Annotated in this window: 17 protein-coding genes; 3 read left to right on the top strand and 14 right to left on the bottom strand. The window is 46.4% G+C overall.

Features of this window, described 5'->3' with window-relative positions:
- Positions 1-223: 223 nt before the first annotated feature.
- From WBG78_RS09625 to WBG78_RS09595, 7 genes are all read right to left on the bottom strand, one after another.
- Positions 224-1,567, bottom strand: coding sequence for a monooxygenase (locus WBG78_RS09625; RefSeq protein ID WP_337326194.1), 1,344 nt, complete (start codon positions 1,565-1,567; stop codon positions 224-226).
- A gap of 96 nt (positions 1,568-1,663) precedes the next feature.
- Positions 1,664-4,201, bottom strand: coding sequence for a TonB-dependent receptor domain-containing protein (locus WBG78_RS09620; protein ID WP_337326193.1), 2,538 nt, complete (start codon positions 4,199-4,201; stop codon positions 1,664-1,666).
- 61 nt (positions 4,202-4,262) lie between these two features.
- Positions 4,263-5,210, bottom strand: a complete 948-nt coding sequence (locus tag WBG78_RS09615; protein WP_337326192.1) for a FecR family protein — start codon at positions 5,208-5,210, stop codon at positions 4,263-4,265.
- A 44-nt stretch (positions 5,211-5,254) separates the two neighbouring features.
- Entirely contained in the window at positions 5,255-5,800 is a 546-nt protein-coding gene (locus WBG78_RS09610; RefSeq protein WP_337326191.1) for an RNA polymerase sigma factor, read from the bottom strand.
- 44 nt (positions 5,801-5,844) lie between these two features.
- On the bottom strand, positions 5,845-7,500 hold the full coding sequence (locus WBG78_RS09605) for a glutamine--tRNA ligase/YqeY domain fusion protein (protein WP_337326190.1): 1,656 nt from the start codon (positions 7,498-7,500) through the stop codon (positions 5,845-5,847).
- A gap of 191 nt (positions 7,501-7,691) precedes the next feature.
- Positions 7,692-8,498: an alpha/beta fold hydrolase gene (locus WBG78_RS09600; protein WP_337326189.1), complete on the bottom strand. Its 807-nt coding sequence runs from the start codon at positions 8,496-8,498 to the stop codon at positions 7,692-7,694.
- A 197-nt stretch (positions 8,499-8,695) separates the two neighbouring features.
- Positions 8,696-9,049 carry a winged helix-turn-helix transcriptional regulator gene (locus WBG78_RS09595; protein WP_337326188.1) on the bottom strand — a complete coding sequence of 118 codons (354 nt, stop codon included), beginning with the start codon at positions 9,047-9,049 and terminating at the stop codon, positions 8,696-8,698.
- Between the two features lie 127 nt (positions 9,050-9,176).
- Here WBG78_RS09595 and WBG78_RS09590 point away from each other — a divergent pair, with 127 nt between their 5' ends.
- From WBG78_RS09590 to WBG78_RS09580, 3 genes are all read left to right on the top strand, one after another.
- Entirely contained in the window at positions 9,177-10,055 is an 879-nt protein-coding gene (locus WBG78_RS09590; RefSeq protein ID WP_337326187.1) for an NAD(P)H-binding protein, read from the top strand.
- Between the two features lie 323 nt (positions 10,056-10,378).
- A complete protein-coding gene (locus WBG78_RS09585; RefSeq protein WP_337326186.1) occupies positions 10,379-10,735 on the top strand; it encodes a zinc ribbon domain-containing protein YjdM in 357 nt (118 codons plus the stop codon).
- An 8-nt stretch (positions 10,736-10,743) separates the two neighbouring features.
- On the top strand, positions 10,744-11,997 hold the full coding sequence (locus tag WBG78_RS09580; protein ID WP_337326185.1) for an Hsp70 family protein: 1,254 nt from the start codon (positions 10,744-10,746) through the stop codon (positions 11,995-11,997).
- 80 nt (positions 11,998-12,077) lie between these two features.
- Here the strand turns inward: WBG78_RS09580 and WBG78_RS09575 are convergent, their stop codons facing one another.
- The 7 genes from WBG78_RS09575 to WBG78_RS09545 form a co-directional block, all read right to left on the bottom strand.
- On the bottom strand, positions 12,078-14,150 hold the full coding sequence (locus WBG78_RS09575; protein WP_337326184.1) for a hypothetical protein: 2,073 nt from the start codon (positions 14,148-14,150) through the stop codon (positions 12,078-12,080).
- A 258-nt stretch (positions 14,151-14,408) separates the two neighbouring features.
- Positions 14,409-14,837, bottom strand: coding sequence for a cupin domain-containing protein (locus WBG78_RS09570; RefSeq protein WP_337326183.1), 429 nt, complete (start codon positions 14,835-14,837; stop codon positions 14,409-14,411).
- A 126-nt stretch (positions 14,838-14,963) separates the two neighbouring features.
- On the bottom strand, positions 14,964-15,779 hold the full coding sequence (locus WBG78_RS09565; RefSeq protein WP_337326182.1) for a type 1 glutamine amidotransferase domain-containing protein: 816 nt from the start codon (positions 15,777-15,779) through the stop codon (positions 14,964-14,966).
- A gap of 106 nt (positions 15,780-15,885) precedes the next feature.
- The gene (locus WBG78_RS09560) at positions 15,886-16,659 is read right to left on the bottom strand and encodes an antibiotic biosynthesis monooxygenase family protein (protein ID WP_337326181.1); all 774 of its coding nucleotides are present in this window, start codon (positions 16,657-16,659) and stop codon (positions 15,886-15,888) included.
- A gap of 4 nt (positions 16,660-16,663) precedes the next feature.
- Positions 16,664-17,494: an alpha/beta fold hydrolase gene (locus tag WBG78_RS09555; protein ID WP_337326180.1), complete on the bottom strand. Its 831-nt coding sequence runs from the start codon at positions 17,492-17,494 to the stop codon at positions 16,664-16,666.
- Positions 17,495-17,592: 98 nt separating this feature from the next.
- Positions 17,593-18,159 (bottom strand): carboxymuconolactone decarboxylase family protein, encoded by a 567-nt coding sequence (locus WBG78_RS09550; RefSeq protein WP_337326179.1) that lies wholly within the window; start codon positions 18,157-18,159, stop codon positions 17,593-17,595.
- Between the two features lie 133 nt (positions 18,160-18,292).
- Complete coding sequence (locus WBG78_RS09545) at positions 18,293-18,859, bottom strand: cupin domain-containing protein (protein WP_337326178.1); 567 nt, start codon at positions 18,857-18,859, stop codon at positions 18,293-18,295.
- Between the last annotated feature and the right edge of the window lie 14 nt (positions 18,860-18,873).

Genomic DNA, 18,873 nt, shown 5'->3' with positions numbered 1-18,873 from the left:
AATTACATGGTTGCAAATATAAATGCAATTATCTGGTTGCACAAGAAGCTCTTAGAAAAACTTTTTGATGTTGTGAATGAAAATGATGTCTAGACTGGAATCGCTAAGGGCTGAGCGGAATCTCAAACCTGTGAAACAATACTAAAGAGCAAACTGTGAAGGAGCATCCCAGGCTAACGCAAATGAAGATAGACAGGGCTGTCTGAATGCTGGTGACATAACTTCAGTAGTAGTATCCAAAGATAATCGCCATTTCGTCATCACTTTTCAGTCCAAAACGGACTGTCCTGCTCGTGGTATTATTGTACGTGATTACCATTCTTAATCCTTCGCCTGCCGCCAGCTCCAATGGAGTATCATAAGTTTTGAGAAGCGGGTGATGCCAGTTGCTGCTGGCATAAATTACTTCGCCGTTACGCGTACCGCCCTTAATCTGTATTTCAAAATATTCACCCAACTTGTGAGTATGAGAGGTGAGCATAAAGACCTTCATAGGTTCCTTCGAGACAAACTCTTTGACCACTATCGTCTTCTGGTTTGCTTCAAGATAAATGTCTTCCGTACTGAAGTAGATTGCTTTTGCCTCGTGAACAACCTGTGACGGGTCTGTCTGGATTACGTTGATGTAACACTCTCCCTCGATGGGCGTAGTGCCTTTGTTAACATAGTGAACATTCACATCCAGTTTTTGATGGGCCGGCATTTTAAGGGCCACTCCTTCCGGAAACTGATAGTTCATTTCAGCAGTCTGACTCGCGATAGCAAAAAGCTGATACTCCATTTGACTTACCGTTTCGCCAATGTAGGATCCGTTTTCATTCCGCAGATCGCGAACCGTACCTACCTGCGGCAACAAGTCAACTGGAGTTTTTTTATCGAACGTATTCACGAGAAAGTGGTGGCTATTCTTCCTCATACGCATCTGTATGCGAGTGATGTAAGCGTCTTCTGCATTGCCAAGCTCCTTGTAAACAAAGATCTCCCGTTCAAAGTTCGGCTTAATTGTAAACGGTTCAATCTTCAACTGATATCCGGTTCCTGGCTCAGGCTTCTCAAGGGGAGTAAACTCTTCAGCACATAAGATCGCATTATCCTCCAGTAACCCGACGTCGGCCAGAATTATTCCCTTCTCTGGTGCCCCCGCCTCAATCCACCTCTTCAAGTATTCCAGCTGACCCGACGAAATGGGATCACGCCCCAATGGCATCTGACTTCCATAACCACCCGGTCTTAATGATGGGTCACAGCTCAACTTAAGGAACAACAAGCTCTTTTCCGGATTCGAGGGCATTACTCTCTTCAAACCATCTGCTCTCGCACCGCGATTGGACGGATCAACATTCACGAGATTAGCATATGCTTCACCATTGCTTAAAATAAGTCCGTGCTCTGCGAAAGCCGCGTCCTGTGAAGATGAATGACAACCAGGAAGCGCGCAGGAGCGACTTAATATCTTTTCCTGGATGTAGCCAAAGCTTGATTCGGCAGTAACTGGCTTGTCTTCATCACAACTATAAAATAAGATAACGCTGACAATGACGGCAGCAATGACCAGTGGCAACTTCATAATTGACCAGTTAGAATAACTAATTCATATACCCCCGACCAGAGACTTCCCCTGATACATCCGTCACTTTTTTTTTCAGATCCATCATTGGTTCCTTCAGAATAATGTAAAGCTTATTCCAGGCGATACGAACGAGGGGATATTTGTTTGCGCTTCGCGGGTAAAAACGATGGACCCATTGGGTTGCTTGTACGAAGACCACCAGTAGCTTCTGATGTTTGACCGGTTAAATACATTGATAAAGTTGATGTAGGCTGTCAGCTGGTTTTTTCCCAGGAACCAGGTCTTCTCAACGCGTATGTCGAGTGATTGGTAATCCGGCAGTCGTTCGCTGTTTTTGATTCCCGTCTCGTAAAAAAGAACTACGCTTTCCGGCTCAGGCCGGTACTGAACGAAATCTACTTTTGTCGGCGTGTAGGGATAACCTGTGTGATAGGTCCAGAAGAGGCTGATGTTCCAGTGATGCGGCAGACGAAAGATATTATTGAGGATAATGGTATGAGGCTGATCAAAATCGCGGAACGTTTCCTCCCCTGCTGCATTTCTGATTCTACTTTTTGCATAGGCATATGAAATACTTAGCATACTCGCCTTTCCATAATTGTAACGAACCATGACTTCAGCTCCCTGCGCATAGCCGCTTGTAGTATGAAAGGGAATATCCAAAATACTGACGGCACCAATCCGGTTGAAGAACTCGTACCGAAAGTCGTCAAACAACTGAGTATATTCTTTGTGATACACATTGAGCATCACGTTGATATTGTGCCGTGAATAGGTTAATGAACCTGTGTAGTGCACAGCTTCGCCATTATAATCATAAGGTTCCTCCTGGAATTGTGCGCTGCGCAGACGATAGTACGCATCCGGTTGATAGTATATCCCATATGCCAACCGCGTAGTCAGTGAAGGTGTAATGTCGTAACTCAACGCTAATCGTGGCGCAACTTTCAACGGTTGAGAAAAGCTTTGGGTAGATATACGCAACCCAGGCTGTATAGAAAGCCTGTCCCAGAATCGTCCATTGTATTGAGCGAACAGAGAAGCAGTATAGCCGTACATTGAATTATTTATATCGAGCGATTCAGTGATAATATTCTCAGGGGTAGAAGTAAACACTGCGTATCGATTCTCCCAATATTGATAATCAGAGTTGTAGTATTTTAACTCGGTCCCAAACTCGATGTCGCTCTTCTTAGTCAGGTGGTAATAGCTATTGTTTGTAAACACCCAGGTATCAGTGCTGTTTTTATCGATGTTATCTGTGGTGATGTTCTCCGGAAATGTGAACAAGGCGTCACGACCTGTGGCCTGAAAACCAAATGTGGAAATTGCATCAAAACGCTCCGATGGGAACCATTTCCAATTAACCCAACCGTTGATGTTGTTTTTTTTGTTTTGGAGACCAAGGGGCTCTTCTTTTAAAAGAAAGTTGTCTCTGCCATAAAGGAAATTAAAGCTTATTGTATTCCTGGAATCTGGTTTGTAAAGCACCTTAGTCCACATATCGGAGAACCTGGGAACAAGAACGTCTGTATCATCGCCGATATTGTCAAGTAAGAAATCCAGGTATCCACGCCTTGCGTTTAAAAAAAAGCTAAGCTTTTCGTTGATGCGTTTTTGCGCAAGGAAGCTTGCATTGAGCAAATCTATCGAGAACTTGTACTGGTCAGACTCAAGCCGGTCAAAAGTTCTTACATCAATTGCGCCTGACAGGCGGTCGGTATATCTTGCGTTGAACCCTCCCGTCAGTACTTTAAGTTCGTCGATGTAGTCGGTATTGAAAATGCTGAAGGACCCGTCAACCTCTTCCAGATGGAAGGCATCGTTGATAAGGAAATTGTCGAGGTACACGGCAGATTCGTCACTATGCCCGCCGCGGATCCGTGCCTTCGCAGAGTAGTCGTTATTCGCAATGCCAGGAAGTGCGCGCAATGTGCGATATATATCCTTCCCCAGGTTGGGAGAATGCAGTATCTCCTCCTTGCCGAGGGTAAGTGGAGTTGCATCTATAGTTGATATCTCAAAAGTAGACGGAGAAATTACTATAGCCTCCAGTTCATGAGCGTTCTCCCTGAGCGTAATGTTTAATGCAAGATCGCTGGTAACATCCACTTTCGTCACGAACGACTCGTAGCCTACGGAAGAACACTTTAGAAGGTATGGCCCTGCTTCCACAAGCTTGATGGTGAAAGATCCGTCCTCATTGGTCATGGAGCCTTTTCCAGGCCCCAGAAGTACCGCACTGGCGAATGCAATTCCTTCACCGTTGGCGTCGGCTATTCTTCCTGAGATAGTAGAGTATTGAATTGTTTTTCGCAGTACTTTATTCTTGCTGGCAAACAAGACAATACCCCCTTCACCGTTTTCCGTATACGATATTGGCTTATCAATAAGGAGAATGTCAAGTGCAGTAAGGATGTCCGTCTTATATCTGAAATCTCCCGTTACCCGGATGTCCTTCACGACATCATTCAAATAATGAAACTTGATCGCGTTGTTCTTCTCAACTTCTGCAAGGAAGTCTACCAGGGAAACATCAACATACTCTCCCTGAACCAAAACTTTATTAACCTGCCCTGAGCCAGAAAGTGCGATCGAAAGAAAGAACATAACGGCAAGGAGGAATTTCATCGGGAGCGTATTTATCAATATACACCGCAGTCGGAAATTCCCCTGAGCACATCATTAAAATTCAGCGTGATTTTATGACAACAGAATCAGAAGATATCGTGAACTCCAGCCCGGCGGACAAACAAACTGTTTTCAATGCACTTTCCAGCGAAGACCCTGCAAGGTTGCCCGTGAAAGAAACGCTGTCGATCTCAGGGGGCATAATGATTTGTTTATTGTGATGATTAGCCAGTGATTCGAATACAATCAGCAAGGGAGCGTGGTGAAAGTTTAAGTCGTCGGCCAGCCTATCTGCCGAAGACACCTTGTAGGGATCAGAAACAGCATCACCCCTGACCGCCGCCCCGAGGCCGGGAGTGAGTATTACAGTTTGGTCAGCCGTTCTGTTTGCAACAGTAACCTTACCCGTAAAGCAGCTCACGACGGTGTACTGCATGGATGAGCTTACACGGAAGGAAGTTCCAAGCACTGCAACGCTGGCATTGTTTAATTCAACAACAAAGGAAGTTCCGGTATGTCTCACGTCAAAGAATGCGTTGCCGGTCAGACGCAGATCCCGCTTTGAACTCCACTCTGATGCGTGATAGGAAAGAACAGCATTGCCCTCAAGCCTTACAATCGATGAATCCGGAAGCGTCACCGCCAGGGACTCGTCAGCGCGCGTGCTGATGGTTACCCAGTCGTCGTTGTTCAAGCGGTAAACAACCGCGAGAACGGCAAACAAAGCGACCGCGGCGGCATACCGAAGCCAGAGCAACTTACGACTTCTGCCTGCTGGTTTGTCATTGGCGATTTTCGACTGCAGCCTCTGCCAACGAGCGTCCTGTCCGATCCCTACCGGGACATTGATACTTCGTGACGCAGTCCAGATTCTTTCAAAAACCTCAAACTCTTGTGCCGCCTCCGTCGATGTTGCTATCGCACCTTGCAGCTCGGCTAATTCTTCCGGCGTAATCGTGCCCTCCAGCTTTCTGGCCATGAGCGTGGGTAAGTCGGGCTTTGTCTCCATGGTTGCGATATCTACACTCAGGCTTCTGAATACCCTGATCTCTTTTATATTTTTTTTGAAAGTTGTCCGCGCATGTGCTTTAAGGCCTTTACCATGTGCGACTCAACTGTTTTTATGCTGATCGAGAGCCTGTCGGCAATCTCCTGGTATGAAAGATCTTCGAGGCGGCTCATGAGAAAAATAATCCTGGGTTTCTCTGGCAATGAAGCAATGGCACCCTCAAGCTTCTCCTTCCATTCCTTCTCTTCCAGGATAAATTCGGGGTTTTCAGTATTCGTGAAAAGGACTTTATCCAAATCCGCCTGATGCCGGGCCACTACCTTGTCGTGACGGATCTCGTTGAGCACAAGATTGTCGGCAATAGCATAAAGATAATTTTTGACCGATTGGTTTTCATTTAGAGAAGTACGCGCATTCCAGAGCTTAAGGAAAGCCTCCTGCAGAAGATCTTCAGCACGTGCAGTGTCCCTTGTCTTATAAAGAAGGAAATTGAAGATAGCCTCCTGCCACATGCAAAAAACTGTTTTGAAAGCGTCAGGGTCAGAAGCCTTCAATCTCTTTACCAGGTCATTCAGATCAGGTTCAAGCATGCAATCGCACAACAGCGGAGGCTAAATATAGCCGAAATCCGATATTACTTCGCCGCCCCTTTCGTCCAGGTATCCCTTAACGTCACCGTACGGTTAAAGATCAGCTTATCTGAAGTAGCATCAGGATCGAGGCAGAAGTATCCCATTCGTAAAAACTGAAAATGCTCCCCTGTTTTTGCTTTGGCAAGCTCGGGTTCGGCATAAACCGTTTTCAAAATCTGCAGCGAAGCAGGATTCAGGTGATTCTTGAAATCATCTTCGATTGCATTCATGTCCTCGGTCACAAAGAGGCGATCATAAAGGCGAATTTCTGCGGGTACTGCGTGTTGTGCGCTCACCCAATGAATAACACCTTTCACATTGATTCCGGATGTATCGGAACCACTGCGGCTTTCGGGGACGTATGAGCAACGCAGCTCAGTTACATTTCCGTTCTCATCTTTGATGAACTCATCGCACTTGATAATAAACGCACTTTTTAAGCGCACCATTTGACCGGGCGCAAGGCGGAAATATTTCTTCGCCGGCACCTCCATGAAGTCTTCGCGCTCGATCCAGAGTTCGCGACCAAAAGGCATCTCCCGTGTCGAATCTCCTTCAGGCAGGTTCTCGCTTTTAAGTAGTTCTGACTTTCCTTCGGGATAATTGGTTATTACCACTTTCAACGGATCGAACACCACCATTCGTCGTCCTGCAATCTTATTCAAATGTTCCCGCAAGCAGAACTCCAGCAATCCGATATCAATAAGGTTGTCGCGCTTAGCCACACCGATGCGATCGCAAAAATCTCGAATAGCCTCCGGCGTATAGCCTCTCCGGCGTGCCGCACTTAACGTCGGCATGCGGGGATCGTCCCAACCACTTACATGCTTCTCATTCACGAGTTGCAAAAGCTTCCTCTTGCTCATCATGGTATAGGTCATGTTGAGTCTGGCAAACTCGTACTGATGCGAAGGATATATTTCGAGCTTGCTTATCAGCCAGTCGTACAATTCGCGGTGAGGAACAAATTCAAGCGTGCAAATGCTGTGTGTAATATGCTCGATAGAATCACTTTGGCCGTGGGCGAAATCGTACATCGGATAGATGCACCACTTATCACCTGTCCGGTGATGATGTGCATGCTTAACGCGGTAGATCACCGGATCGCGCATGAGCATGTTGGTGTGCGTCATGTCTATTTTGGCGCGAAGGACTTTTGACCCATCCGGGTACTTACCATCCTTCATCTCCGTGAAGAGCTTCCTGTTTTCTTCAATCGACCGACTGCGGTAAGGGCTGTCTGTTCCAGGCTGAGTTGGCGTTCCTTTCTGAGTTGCCATCTCTTCGCTTGAACTATCATCTACGTAGGCAAGTCCCTTGTCGATCAACGTATGAGCATAGGCGTACAGTTGGTCGAAGTAATCGGAAGCATAGAGCTCTTCAGACCAGTCAAATCCCAACCACTTAACGTCCCCTTTAATGCTCTCGACATATTCGGTTTCTTCCGTAACTGGGTTAGTATCATCAAAACGCAGGTTTGTTTTTCCGCCGTACTTCAAGGCAAGACCGAAGTTCAGGCAAATGCTTTTGGCGTGACCCAAATGCAGATAGCCGTTAGGTTCGGGAGGAAACCGCGTAGCAATGTTCTTATATTTTCCATTCTTCAAGTCGGACTCTACGATCTCTTCCAGGAAGTTTAAACTCTTTTCTTCGGCCATATTGATTTCTAAAGCGTGCAAAGATAAAATATTGTGTCCTCATTAAACAGGTAGCCCTGCGTAACCTGAGGTTTTTTTATCGGCAGAGCTGTGAATGACACTGAATTTGCATCACGAGCGGGACACCCTTAGTAACTCGTTTTTTGAGTGAGTGAGGCTGAATTTTCCTGGACGACGATGGCCTCTGCCTGTCAATTGCTATGAGCTAGAGACCCTGCAATGGCATTGACGGCATGCATTAATTGTTTGTTTAGCTCCGCCGGACGTTCGATCATTGGAAAATGACTTGTCCCTCTTAGATGCAGAACCTCATATCCATTTTTGCAAAATTCCTTCAACGGTGTCTCGTTGGTCGGCTGATAGTCAACGTTGACCAGATAGAGCTTGAATGGCAACTTCGGAAGCAAATCTTTCTGGACCTGATACATACTGAAAATTTCAGGAGTCACAGCTTGCCCCATTGGCTCGTAGGCGTTTCTGAAATCCTTAATAGCGCGGTTGGCAATTTCAACCGGTGTTTCAGGTGTTAAAAGTGCCATACGACAATAGCTTTCATTAGTACCGGCAAAGTCCCTTTTTAAGTTTGCCTTTATCGCATCAACTTCGTTTTGAGGAACAACCTGCGTTGCTGCGTTTTTGAAATAGTCTATAGCGATAAAACCGATAAAGGGCCGGGGATATTTTATTGCCGCCATCAGGGCCACGTCGGCACCCCAGGAATGCGCAATAAGAATGACATTCTTCAATTCCAGTTCACTGACAACAGTTACAACGTCATCAGCGAAACTATCAGTTGACCAATTCTTTCTTTCCCTTCCCGAAAGCCCATGACCCGGCAGATCCAATGTGACAACGGTAAAGCTTTTAGAAAAAAAGAGAGCCTGCTCCCGCCAGTAGGTTTGGTCAATATAAGAGCCATGCACAAACAATAGTGTAGTCTCACCGTTGCCAATCAATTGGTAGTTAATAACGGCATTGTCTCTTTTGATTTCTTTCATTCAATCAGCGCTTTAACAATTAGTAAATCGTTCCAGATACTAATACCGTCGGGCTTAAGCGTTGAAGGCTCAATTATACCGCGGTGGCACTTGCAAGCAGTACATTAGATTCACGCTGTCCAGGCTGCAACCAGGCACACGAGTGAGCTTCCTTCAATATCTAAACCAATTTTTCGCTGGCGAGGAGATCGAGGCTTCTAACAAACAGGTTGCAGCTGCTGAGGCGAATTCAGGATATGTTCGTTCCCCCATTCTTTCATAGCGTTCAGTACCGAATGCAATGACCTACCCTTATCGGAAAGAAAATATTCAACACGTGGCGGAATCTCAGCATATATTTTTCGCTCAATCAGGCCATCGTTTTCGAGCTCACGCAACTGTGTCGTTAACATCTGTTTGCTGATGCCGCGCAGCATCATCGCCATCTTCCCAAAACGGTTAATGTCATTACTGATAAGGTGAAGAATCAGAATCTTCCACTTCCCGCCGATGAGTTCCATGGTTGCGGTAACAGGACAATTGGCGAGGTTCTGTAAACTAATACTGTTCATAACTATTTGATTTTCAATATTGGTCTGAATTAAATGACTATATCACTTTTTTATAACTACTCACAAAATAAAGACATACACGTTAATGTTGCAAAGCAATTCAAACGAAAGTCAAAAAACAGAAGCTATGAAAAAGTATGTAATCACCGGCTCCATCGGCCATATCAGCAAACCCATTATAGAAGCCCTGGTCAATGCGGGGAAAGAAGTAGTCGTTATTACGAGTTCAAACGATCGCGTTAAAGAAATTGAAGCACTTGGTGCAAACGCTGTTGTAGGACAGGTTCAGGATGCGGCCTTTGTAAAAGATGTATTCAGGGGAGCGGATGTGGTCTATACGATGATCCCTCCGATCTGGCAAACCTCCAATTGGAAATCATCTCAGTTGGAAGTGGCAAAGACTTATGCCGACGCCATAGAGGAAAACGGTATCCGATACGTTGTGAACCTCAGTAGCATTGGTGCCGACATAGGAAGCGGAGTTGGTCCTGTTGACGCGCTTCACGACTTTGAAAAAATGCTAAACGGGATTTCATCGTTAAATGTGAAGCACCTTCGTCCATCGTTCTTTTACTACAATCTTCTTGCTCAGATTGGACTGATCAAACAAGCGGGATTTATGGGCGCAAACTATGGAGCTGATTCTGTTTTCCTCGTGCATCCAAAAGACATAGCTCAAGCTGCGGCCGAAGAACTGCTCAGCCTCAGCTTCGAAGGTAATTCGGTGCGCTATGTCATAGGAGATGAACGTACAGGTCGTGAAATTGCTCAGGTACTTGGAAGAGCAATCGGTAAAGAACTGAACTGGGTCGAATTCACGGATGAGCAACAAAAGCATGGATTGCTCCAGGCAGGATTGTCGGAAACTCATGCTTCGGGCTACACCGATATGGGAATGTCTTTACGCCAGGGTAACATGCAGCGTGATGCAAAGAAAAACAAGCCTGTGTTTGCCGCCACAAAACTCGAGGACTTCGCGAAGGAGTTTGCTGCAGCTTTTAAGTAACTTTTTGAGTTTGTAGTTTACGGTTTCGGGCTGGATGCTAACAATAGCACCGGACCGAAACCGTACTTTTTTACAGAAATTCCGATCGTTTCAAACGGCTCAAACGTCCAAAGATAAATTTTTCATGCGATGCCTTCGAACAGCGATGGCGAAATTGACTTCTTAGACCGAAGAGAGGACAAGGCACAATACTCTTGTCATGATTCAGTATAAAAAACATCTGCTGGAGCGACGACACTAACGCATTCAACGAATTGGGAGAAAAGGCAAAATCAGGCATAGGAAGTAATTTGTTCGGGATATCTTTACGAAAAAAAGTAGTAATGCCTGATTCAGCCGAATGCCCGAAGTGTAAGTCTCCCTATGGTTACCCAACCGGTACATCGATGATGTGCCCGGAGTGCGGTCATGAATGGAGTCCGGAAGAAATCACAGAAGGAGCAGCCGTTTCCAAAGAAGCTGATTCACTATTGGTAAAAGACGCCAACGGCAATGTGCTGCAGGATGGCGACACCGTTGTACTGATCAAAGACTTACCCGTGAAAGGCGCACCGAAACCTATTAAGGCGGGCACCAAAGTTAAGAACATAAAACTGACCGACGGAGATCATAACATTGACTGTAAGATAGACGGCTTTGGTGCAATGGCACTCAAGTCTATTTATGTGCGGAAAGGATAGCTATTATTATGGAAAGAATCTCCTGTGGTATCGACTTCGGTACTTCCAATTCAAGCGTTGCTGTCGCTATGGATCAGAATATCATTCTTGTTCCATTGGAAGAGACCCATGTCACTATTCCCAGCGCTTTGTTTTTCCCTCCTCAGCTCCCACCAGTTTTCGGACGAAAGGCAACACAGTTCTTTTTTGAAAGACGTGAAGGCAGATTCATGCGAAGCCTCAAGCGTGTTCTGGGCAATCCTGCAATGAAACAAGGAACGCTGGTTAACGGCAGGGCGGTAAAGTTCGAGAAAATCATTGGTGACTTCCTGAAGAATCTGCGTGCAACAACAAACGCATTCACCAGGCATGAAGTGGAGAATGTAGTAATGGGTCGTCCGGTACACTTTGTTGACAACAACGCTGCCGCCGATAGCACAGCCCAGGAAGAACTTCGGTCCATCGCCCGGGCCGTCGGCTTTAAAAACGTTGAGTTCCAACTAGAGCCTATTGCAGCAGCATTCGCGCATGAGAAAAACATAAAGAAGGAACAAGTAGCAATCGTAGTAGACCTGGGAGGCGGAACGTCGGACTTTACCATCATAAAGGTCTCACAGGATTACATGGCCAAAGCTGACAGAACTTCAGATGTGCTTGCCAGCACCGGAGTGCGTATCGGCGGAAATGACTTCGACAAAAACCTGTGCCTCTCAATCATCATGCCTGAACTGGGTTACAAGAGTACGTACGGCAAAAAGAATCTTGAGGTCCCGATGATCTACTATCACGACATGGCCGAGTGGAGCAAGGTGAATTTTCTATATACTGCCAAAGTGCGCACAAAAGTGCAGCAGCTCTACAACGAGTCTCATGATCAACGGAGGTTCGGTCGCCTTTTAAAAATTTTAGATCAAGAGAACGGACATTCGGTCCTGGCAGCAACGGAGGAATCAAAAATTGCGCTGACCTCCACTTCAACCATCAAAACCGACATGAGTTTCCTAGAGCCAGATTTCTTCATAACAACTGAGCGTGAAACTTTTGAGAATGCCATTGAAAGTGACATGCAAAAGATATTGGCTTCAGCAAACGAATGTCTCACGCAGGCACAACTTAAATCCGCTGATATTCAACTGGTGATCCTCACCGGCGGATCCACCGAGGTACCGAAAGTGAAAGAAGCATTTCGGCAATTGTTTCCTGTGGCCAAAATTGCTGATGAGAATAAGCTCTCCAGTGTGGGTCTGGGTTTGGCTTATGATAGTGAAAGGAGATTCCGGTAAAAGATTACGCAGCCATCAGCAGTACCGCATTGATTAGCGCCAAATGTTCCGGCAATAATATTATGATTTGGCCGTGGCGATTATTTAATCCACACGGTTTGCGTAAATGCGCCGTTTGCTGCTACATCCCAGGCCTCGAGACGGACCCACTTTCTTCCTGTCAGATCAATAGATTTCCTGAACACCTGGTCGCTGAAAGGCAACGTCTGGTCTAACATGATTTTCTCCCGATAAACTTTAACTCCGTCGCCTGAGATTATTTCAGCATAGTTCATTGGGAAAGTCCATTTGAGTCTGAAGCTGACATTGGCTTTGTTGTCAGTCAATGAAAGCTCCTCTCCTGTCGATTTTCCATTAACAGTAAACTCAGGAATCAATACTTCGCCGGTTGACGAAAAGAACTTCCCTTCCTGCAACGTGTTTAACACCGGTTGCCAGCCGTCTTTGAACTCCGGAACCTTGTCTAACTTCAGATAGTTGACGTTCAGATGCGCGTACATTTCGTTTTCCGGTTCAATGGTAAAAAGATCTGATTCAGCTAATACCTTCTTGTGCTCGCCCCAATTGTTCATATCATCCATCAGCTCCAGAACACGTTTACCCAGGAATGGAAGAGACAGATCCGCCGGCATCGCCTTCCATGCAGCACCCAGGAAATGTTCATCTTTAAAGAATTCGGCCGACTTGTATTTATCAGGATATCCGGTTGAGCCCTTTGTACGGGCATGTGCGGTCCATGCGAGGCCATTTTCTCTTTTCAATAGATCAAGCATCTCACGTTCATTTGCAACGCGGTATACCTTCCCATACTTAGGATCCTCGGTAACGAAAGGCATTCCCTCTTTCCTGGACATCACCCAATACACGGGCCTTGGAAAGAAATTCATCCAGTGTCCGCCAAGGAATTCATTAGGCTCCTCTCCGGGAAGTAGTAGAATATCTTTAGAGGACAGACGCTCACATTGCTCAAACAACGCACGAAGCTCTTTCAGGCGAAGGCTATCCGGACCCGTAGCATGAGCTGTATAGTGAAACTCGCCGAGATGAATAATATCGACGCCGCTGCGTTTCATTACATCAATAAAAGTTGGCTTCTCAGGGATTGGCTTTCCAGCCAGCACAACCCGCATGATAAACTCATTGTGAAAGTGACTCACTAATGTTTTGTATCCGTCCAGCGAATTGAATCGATCGTTATTCGTAAACTTTTTTACTTCATCCAGAACAGTGGATGAGTTTCCTCCGCTCAAAAGCACAAAAAAATTCAATCGTTGCTTTGTGCCTGGTGGAGAGTTAAACCAGGGAACATATCTTTTGTCACCATAAAGATCCTGCCTGATCCCGATTCCATAGCCGTCAACCATCTTGCGATATTGGTTGCCGGCCCAAACGAAGTTCAGATTGAATGCCTCGTCGAGAGGATAAAAATACTGGTGTGGTGCCGGAAAAACAGCGAGACTTCCTTCACGGTTCTCTCCTACTATTGTACGATACTTCACTTTTAAATTCTTCGAGCTGTCACTAAACGTCGGCTTCATTGACTGCATCTGTTCGTTCACGTCGCTCCATCCAATCTTGTCCCACGCCGAAGTCTTCGAAATTAATCCCGCGTCGTACAGAATCGCCGTCGAGTCCTTTTCGGTGGTCATTACAGCGGCGACATTCAACAACGGACTTCCATTGTATAAAATGATTTCGAGGTATCCACTGAAGTCAGTGCATTTCATCGAACCGATCGTAATAACGGTTCTGTTACCAAGGGTACTAACCGATGCCGAATGCTTGACAAAATCGATGTTGTGCGCGCTGAAAGTCTTGTTCGGAACTTTATCAAAGAAAATATTCCATCCATTTTGTGATACCAGATCGCGCTTACCTACGGTGAGTACGAATGCAGGATCCAATCCTGCCGCGATCTGATGATTATTTTTCCCTTCCTGCAGCTCAATACTTCTGAAAACAGGTTTCGCTACCGAAAGATCGAGGATAATCCTTCCCGTCTTGCCTGGTCCCGTCGGCCACGATAACGTCAGGATATCTCCTTTCACTGAAGCAGTGGCGCCATTCTTCCTGCTGAAGTTTGTGAGATCTGTTTTGACCTGTGCCTGAAGGGTGCCAAATGAAAGAAGTGTGATAAGAATGATATATCGCATAACGATTACAAATCAGTGAACAATAAAACTAACGAAAATAATAGATAACAACTGTATGAAGGAACCGGCCTGGGTCTTGGCGCTATGCAAAAAGATTGTTGAGCGTCGCGGTGAAAGTATCTGGGCTACCGGCTTTGTAAATGCCGGCGCCAGATTCTTGATAATGCTACCCACGGGTCGAAGGACCATTTTCACGGTTCCCAAAACCTCACGAGTACTCATGCCACCGAACTCACTACCATACTGCCATTATAAAAGCTACTTTTTAAAATAGTCTGCAGTTCCATTAATCCAATCCTCTCTTCTGGGAGCGAAGAAGTCAAGATCTATTGTTCCGTCAGCAAGGCTCTTGAAGCTATGAGGAACATTTGGCGGAATTACCACAACCTCTCCTGCCCTGATGATCATGACAGTATCGCCAATAGTTGCCTGTACACTCCCTTTGAGGATAAAAGAATACTGTTCATTCTCATGACTGTGCATCGGCACAAATGCATCTTTCTTCATTGTGAACTGGCCAAATGTGCCGTTCACTCCCGACGCCGTGCGAAGCATTATACCCTTGGTCATTTCCTTTGCAGGTATTTTATCAATTACGTAGTGGTTCAGCTGTTGTGCCAGCGCTGACTGTGTGAATGTGAATGTGATTGAGAGAACAAACACCATCGACGGAATATTCTTTTTCATGGTTCTTATTAGTTTAGACAATGTATCAAAGTGAGAACAGAGTGGAGGAACTGAGTGAGAAACAGTGTGAGGAACAGGGTGAGGAACAGGGTGAGAGTGATAACCCGGGATCTCCACATCAACACATTATTTGCTGGCGAGCCAAACCCCCACCGCCCTGGAGAACTCGGAAACATCAATCGGGTGCCTGCTGGTGATCAGGTTTCCATCGACAACCACTGCCTGCTCCAGTACCGTGCCTCCCGCATTCTTCAGATCAACCTGAATGTTCCAGTAGCCCGTCAGTTTTCTTCCCTTTAGAATATCGGCGGAAGCCAATACCACCGGTGCATGACAGATTGCTGCAATGAGTTTCCCCGATTTATTAAAATCCTGAATGAACTTTATCACATCCTTGTCGAAACGAAGGTTGTCGGGATTCCAGGCACCTCCGGGTATAAAGACTGCATCATAGTCACTCACTTTGATCTGGTCTGCGGTGCGGTCGAATTTGATCCAGCCCACGGGTTGTAAGTACTGAATGGCCATGATATGTGTTTTTGACATCTCCGGGTACTGCAGCCCATAGCGCTCAGGAGCAGAAACAAACTTCGGCGCCACGATATCAACCTTTGCTCCGAGCTGTTTGAAGTACCAAACCGGGCCGAGCAACTCGATCTCTTCGAAGCCATCAGCAGCAATGACAGCAATCTTCTTTCCTTTCAGAACAGTTGAATCCTTTATCGGGGTGAAGAAGAATGAACGCAGTGCCTCATTACCGGGAGCGTTCAGTAATTGCGACACAGGCATGTTTACGACGACTGCCGGGGAACCGAGCTGGTTCAGTACAGTCAGCTCGTGGGAGGTCAGGGTTGTGGTTTTCACTTTCACTTGTGCATGGGTTTGGAAGGAAGTAATAAGAAGAAGTGTGAAGAGAGTGGTTAGGTGATATGGTTGTTTCATATTGGTCTTGAGTTTAATTGAAGACTAGTCGTCAGTTAGATGGCGGAGTAACCGCAAAATGTAAAATGCGAAATGTAAAATGCAAAAGGAGTGAGCTGAGTAGACATCAGTTGGCTGACAATGGAACAAGCCGATGCAAGCCAGTCTGAAAGGGTTGCTTTTTGATACTCGTATTCAGATAATCCAACACCGGTTGAATCGGTGGAAAACCCAAATGATACCTGAAAGCATCTTCACTTCTGAACTTCTCATACGTCACGAATTGTGTCTTGTCGTCAAGAGACTGCGCGAGTCCATATGTTATCACGCCAGGCTCACTCCTGAACTGAGGCATCGCCGTATCATACGTCTTCGCGAACGTGCCTTCCGTGCCGGGCTTGCTATCAACAAACAGCATAATCACAACCGGCTTGTCTTCATTGGCAGGAGCCCGTCGCCACTCATCCTTCGACAAAGGTGCCAGGTCCTTCAGGTAGTATGTCTTTACAGGCGTAAACAACGTGCCTCCTGATATTGAGGTAACCTCTTTAGTCCTTGTGCTCTGAAAGAACGCCTGGTATGTACCTTTACTCTTCCATCGTTCCAGCACCCAGAGCACGAAGGGCTGCTCCTCTTCCTGATAAACTTCTGCCATGATATTGTTTCCATCAGCAAGAGCCAGATGCACATAACTACTAAGCACATCACCAATCTGCTCTTTCGCTTTTTCCTGAACTTCATATCTTGTAATGACGACATAGGTATCATGAAGCAGGACTGGCGCATCAACTGATTTCGCGAATGTAACGAACGCATTCACGAAGCACATCGCTATCAGCGTCATAGCAAGTATTAACGGTATGCCTGGACAAGGTATATTCCCGGTTTGTAACTTTTTCATGTTCTTACTTTGCGGTCTTCAATAGGATCTCAGACAGATGATGAGGTTGAGCCAGGAATGGCGAGTGACTCGTATTCACTTCCAGAACCGTCTTGATTCCGGCGGTCGCGATCATTCGACCCTGCAATCCCGGTGAGATCACTACATCCTGTAGAGTCTTGATATACACTTTATCGACTGCTCCGAAGTTCTCCTTCGTTAAGGTGACTTTGTTTGTAAAGGGAATTGCAGGCTCAGCCCGATAGTTGCTGATCACGAGATCTTTCGTGACCTGATTACCATCGTTGATAAACAGACTGGTGAGTTGATCCTTCTTTACGTCAAGCGTTAACTGATCGGCAGAAGGCACGAGATTGGGTCCCAGCTTAGAATCAGGATCCGAGTAAGCCAGGTCGGTAAGCGCCTGACCATTTGCCGGAAGGAACGCTCCTACGTAAACGAGCTTGCTGATCTTGTTGGCCGCCTTCTCTGCAACATGCGTGATCACCATTCCCCCCATACTATGTCCTACGAGAATGACTCTGCCTTCCGCCTTTGACATGCTTTCGATGACCTTGTCGCGGTACACATCGAGGCTCAGTGTATGCGTTGGAGTTTGATCTCCACCGTGGCCTGGCAGTTCAACAATGATCACCTTTTGGCCCTTCCTCTCCAGGTCTGCACGCACAGCGTCCCAGACATAAGGAGCCTGCCATGCGCCATGTACCAATACATACGTACTTGATTTTATGTAAGTATTAGATTTCGCAGTGGTGTCGTCTTTGCTTGTCGATGAAAATACTGACATCGCACAAAGTGCTGACACCAGTGATATGAGTATGTTCTCTGTAATCATGGAAATAGTAATTGATGGTTTGGTTGAAAAGCATTGGTTCTAATAGAATTGAAATAAAAAGCAGAAGCAGCGTGGCTAATGCCGTGGTGGACTTGCAGTCAGATGTTTTGAGGGGCAGGCACATCAAATCCATTAAGGATCATCGCCAGAAGACAATAGCCACCGATGAGGAAGTACAATTCGGCAACTTCATCTTTCCCGAGAACATCGACGGCGTAATTGTACGTGGCGCCGGAAACGATATGCCCGCTCACCAACGTACGAGCTATACGATGTGCGATATCCTCCTGGTCATTCAGCCCCTCAGGACGTCCACCGCCTGCCAGCGTTGCAACACAGGACTGTGATAATCCAAAGGCCGTTCCCATAATTTCGTGCGCATAGAGCACGAAGCGTGAACCGAGAGCAGCGCCTACAGTAAGAATAGCTACTTCACGTACCCTCTTGTCCAGCTTTGCGTTGTTGTCCAGGGAACGTATGAATGTCAGAGCGGGCACACCAAACTGCGGGTAATGAAGCATAGGCGGAAACGGACCGATCAACGCACCGTCCTGATCAGTCATTGTTACCTGTCGCTGGCTCCCGCCAACAAGGGCCGCGATGCCGTCGTGGACGGGACGTAGTTCTTCTGCAAGCCCGTCGGGCCGAATTGGGTTAATGCGCATAAGGAGAAATTGTTAAGTTCGAATTCGATGTTTAACTAAGCGATGGTGTCGCCGGGATTGTGCCACGGAGAGGCTAACCGCAAAATGTAAACTCAGAATTTAAAATGTAAACGGTAATGAGTGATGACTCAAGTTATATTGGCTTTGTGAACTGGCCATCGATCAGCACGAATGCCATTCGGCAGAGTTTGCCTGAGCGGTTAGCCCAGGCGTGGTTAGTGCCATTCTGTATCACGATGTCGCCCTGCGAAATAGTTGTTTCACCTTTATCTAACACAAGTGTGATCTCACCTTCGAGAACGATGCCGTAATCAACCGTCTTTGTCTTGTGCATCAGCGGATGAGGGGCGCCAGCTTTCGATGTCGATGCGTGCTCACCGCCCATGGCCTTGAATTTTTCTGCAGCATCAGCACCACTCAGCTTCCTGATCTCTTCGCCCTCCGGAGGAAAATCAATGACACGAATGCGCGTGCCGCTTTGAGGTGGTGCCAGCACCAGGCCTTTCTCACTATCTTCAAGAGGCTGATCAAAGATCATAGCAGGCGTTTCGGAAGTATGCCATACTTCGATGAATGTAGGCCCGCCAGGTCCACCAACCAGTTGTGTTCTGGTTGGCGGAGCATTTGAAGTTATAATAGCTTGTCCATCGGCATCATGACCCGTCACGATGCGTCTGAAGGGTAACATTAGTGATTCCATAATTGTGTTAGGGT

The organism is Chryseolinea sp. T2, from assembly GCF_037203685.1.
GTDB lineage: Bacteria > Bacteroidota > Bacteroidia > Cytophagales > Cyclobacteriaceae > Chryseolinea.
Note: the sequence above shows the minus strand (reverse complement) of the source record. Positions and strands in the feature narration are given on the sequence as shown.

Coding starts and splice junctions, on each gene's coding strand:
- WBG78_RS09590 (WP_337326187.1), top strand. CDS start 9,177: ATGAAAAAGTATGTAATCACCGGCTCCATCGGCCATATCAGCAAACCC.
- WBG78_RS09600 (WP_337326189.1), bottom strand. CDS start 8,498: ATGAAAGAAATCAAAAGAGACAATGCCGTTATTAACTACCAATTGATT.
- WBG78_RS09550 (WP_337326179.1), bottom strand. CDS start 18,159: ATGCGCATTAACCCAATTCGGCCCGACGGGCTTGCAGAAGAACTACGT.
- WBG78_RS09615 (WP_337326192.1), bottom strand. CDS start 5,210: ATGGAGACAAAGCCCGACTTACCCACGCTCATGGCCAGAAAGCTGGAG.
- WBG78_RS09560 (WP_337326181.1), bottom strand. CDS start 16,659: ATGAAAAAGTTACAAACCGGGAATATACCTTGTCCAGGCATACCGTTA.
- WBG78_RS09610 (WP_337326191.1), bottom strand. CDS start 5,800: ATGCTTGAACCTGATCTGAATGACCTGGTAAAGAGATTGAAGGCTTCT.
- WBG78_RS09580 (WP_337326185.1), top strand. CDS start 10,744: ATGGAAAGAATCTCCTGTGGTATCGACTTCGGTACTTCCAATTCAAGC.
- WBG78_RS09605 (WP_337326190.1), bottom strand. CDS start 7,500: ATGGCCGAAGAAAAGAGTTTAAACTTCCTGGAAGAGATCGTAGAGTCC.
- WBG78_RS09565 (WP_337326182.1), bottom strand. CDS start 15,779: ATGAAACAACCATATCACCTAACCACTCTCTTCACACTTCTTCTTATT.
- WBG78_RS09595 (WP_337326188.1), bottom strand. CDS start 9,049: ATGAACAGTATTAGTTTACAGAACCTCGCCAATTGTCCTGTTACCGCA.
- WBG78_RS09575 (WP_337326184.1), bottom strand. CDS start 14,150: ATGCGATATATCATTCTTATCACACTTCTTTCATTTGGCACCCTTCAG.
- WBG78_RS09555 (WP_337326180.1), bottom strand. CDS start 17,494: ATGATTACAGAGAACATACTCATATCACTGGTGTCAGCACTTTGTGCG.
- WBG78_RS09585 (WP_337326186.1), top strand. CDS start 10,379: ATGCCTGATTCAGCCGAATGCCCGAAGTGTAAGTCTCCCTATGGTTAC.
- WBG78_RS09625 (WP_337326194.1), bottom strand. CDS start 1,567: ATGAAGTTGCCACTGGTCATTGCTGCCGTCATTGTCAGCGTTATCTTA.
- WBG78_RS09545 (WP_337326178.1), bottom strand. CDS start 18,859: ATGGAATCACTAATGTTACCCTTCAGACGCATCGTGACGGGTCATGAT.
- WBG78_RS09570 (WP_337326183.1), bottom strand. CDS start 14,837: ATGAAAAAGAATATTCCGTCGATGGTGTTTGTTCTCTCAATCACATTC.
- WBG78_RS09620 (WP_337326193.1), bottom strand. CDS start 4,201: ATGAAATTCCTCCTTGCCGTTATGTTCTTTCTTTCGATCGCACTTTCT.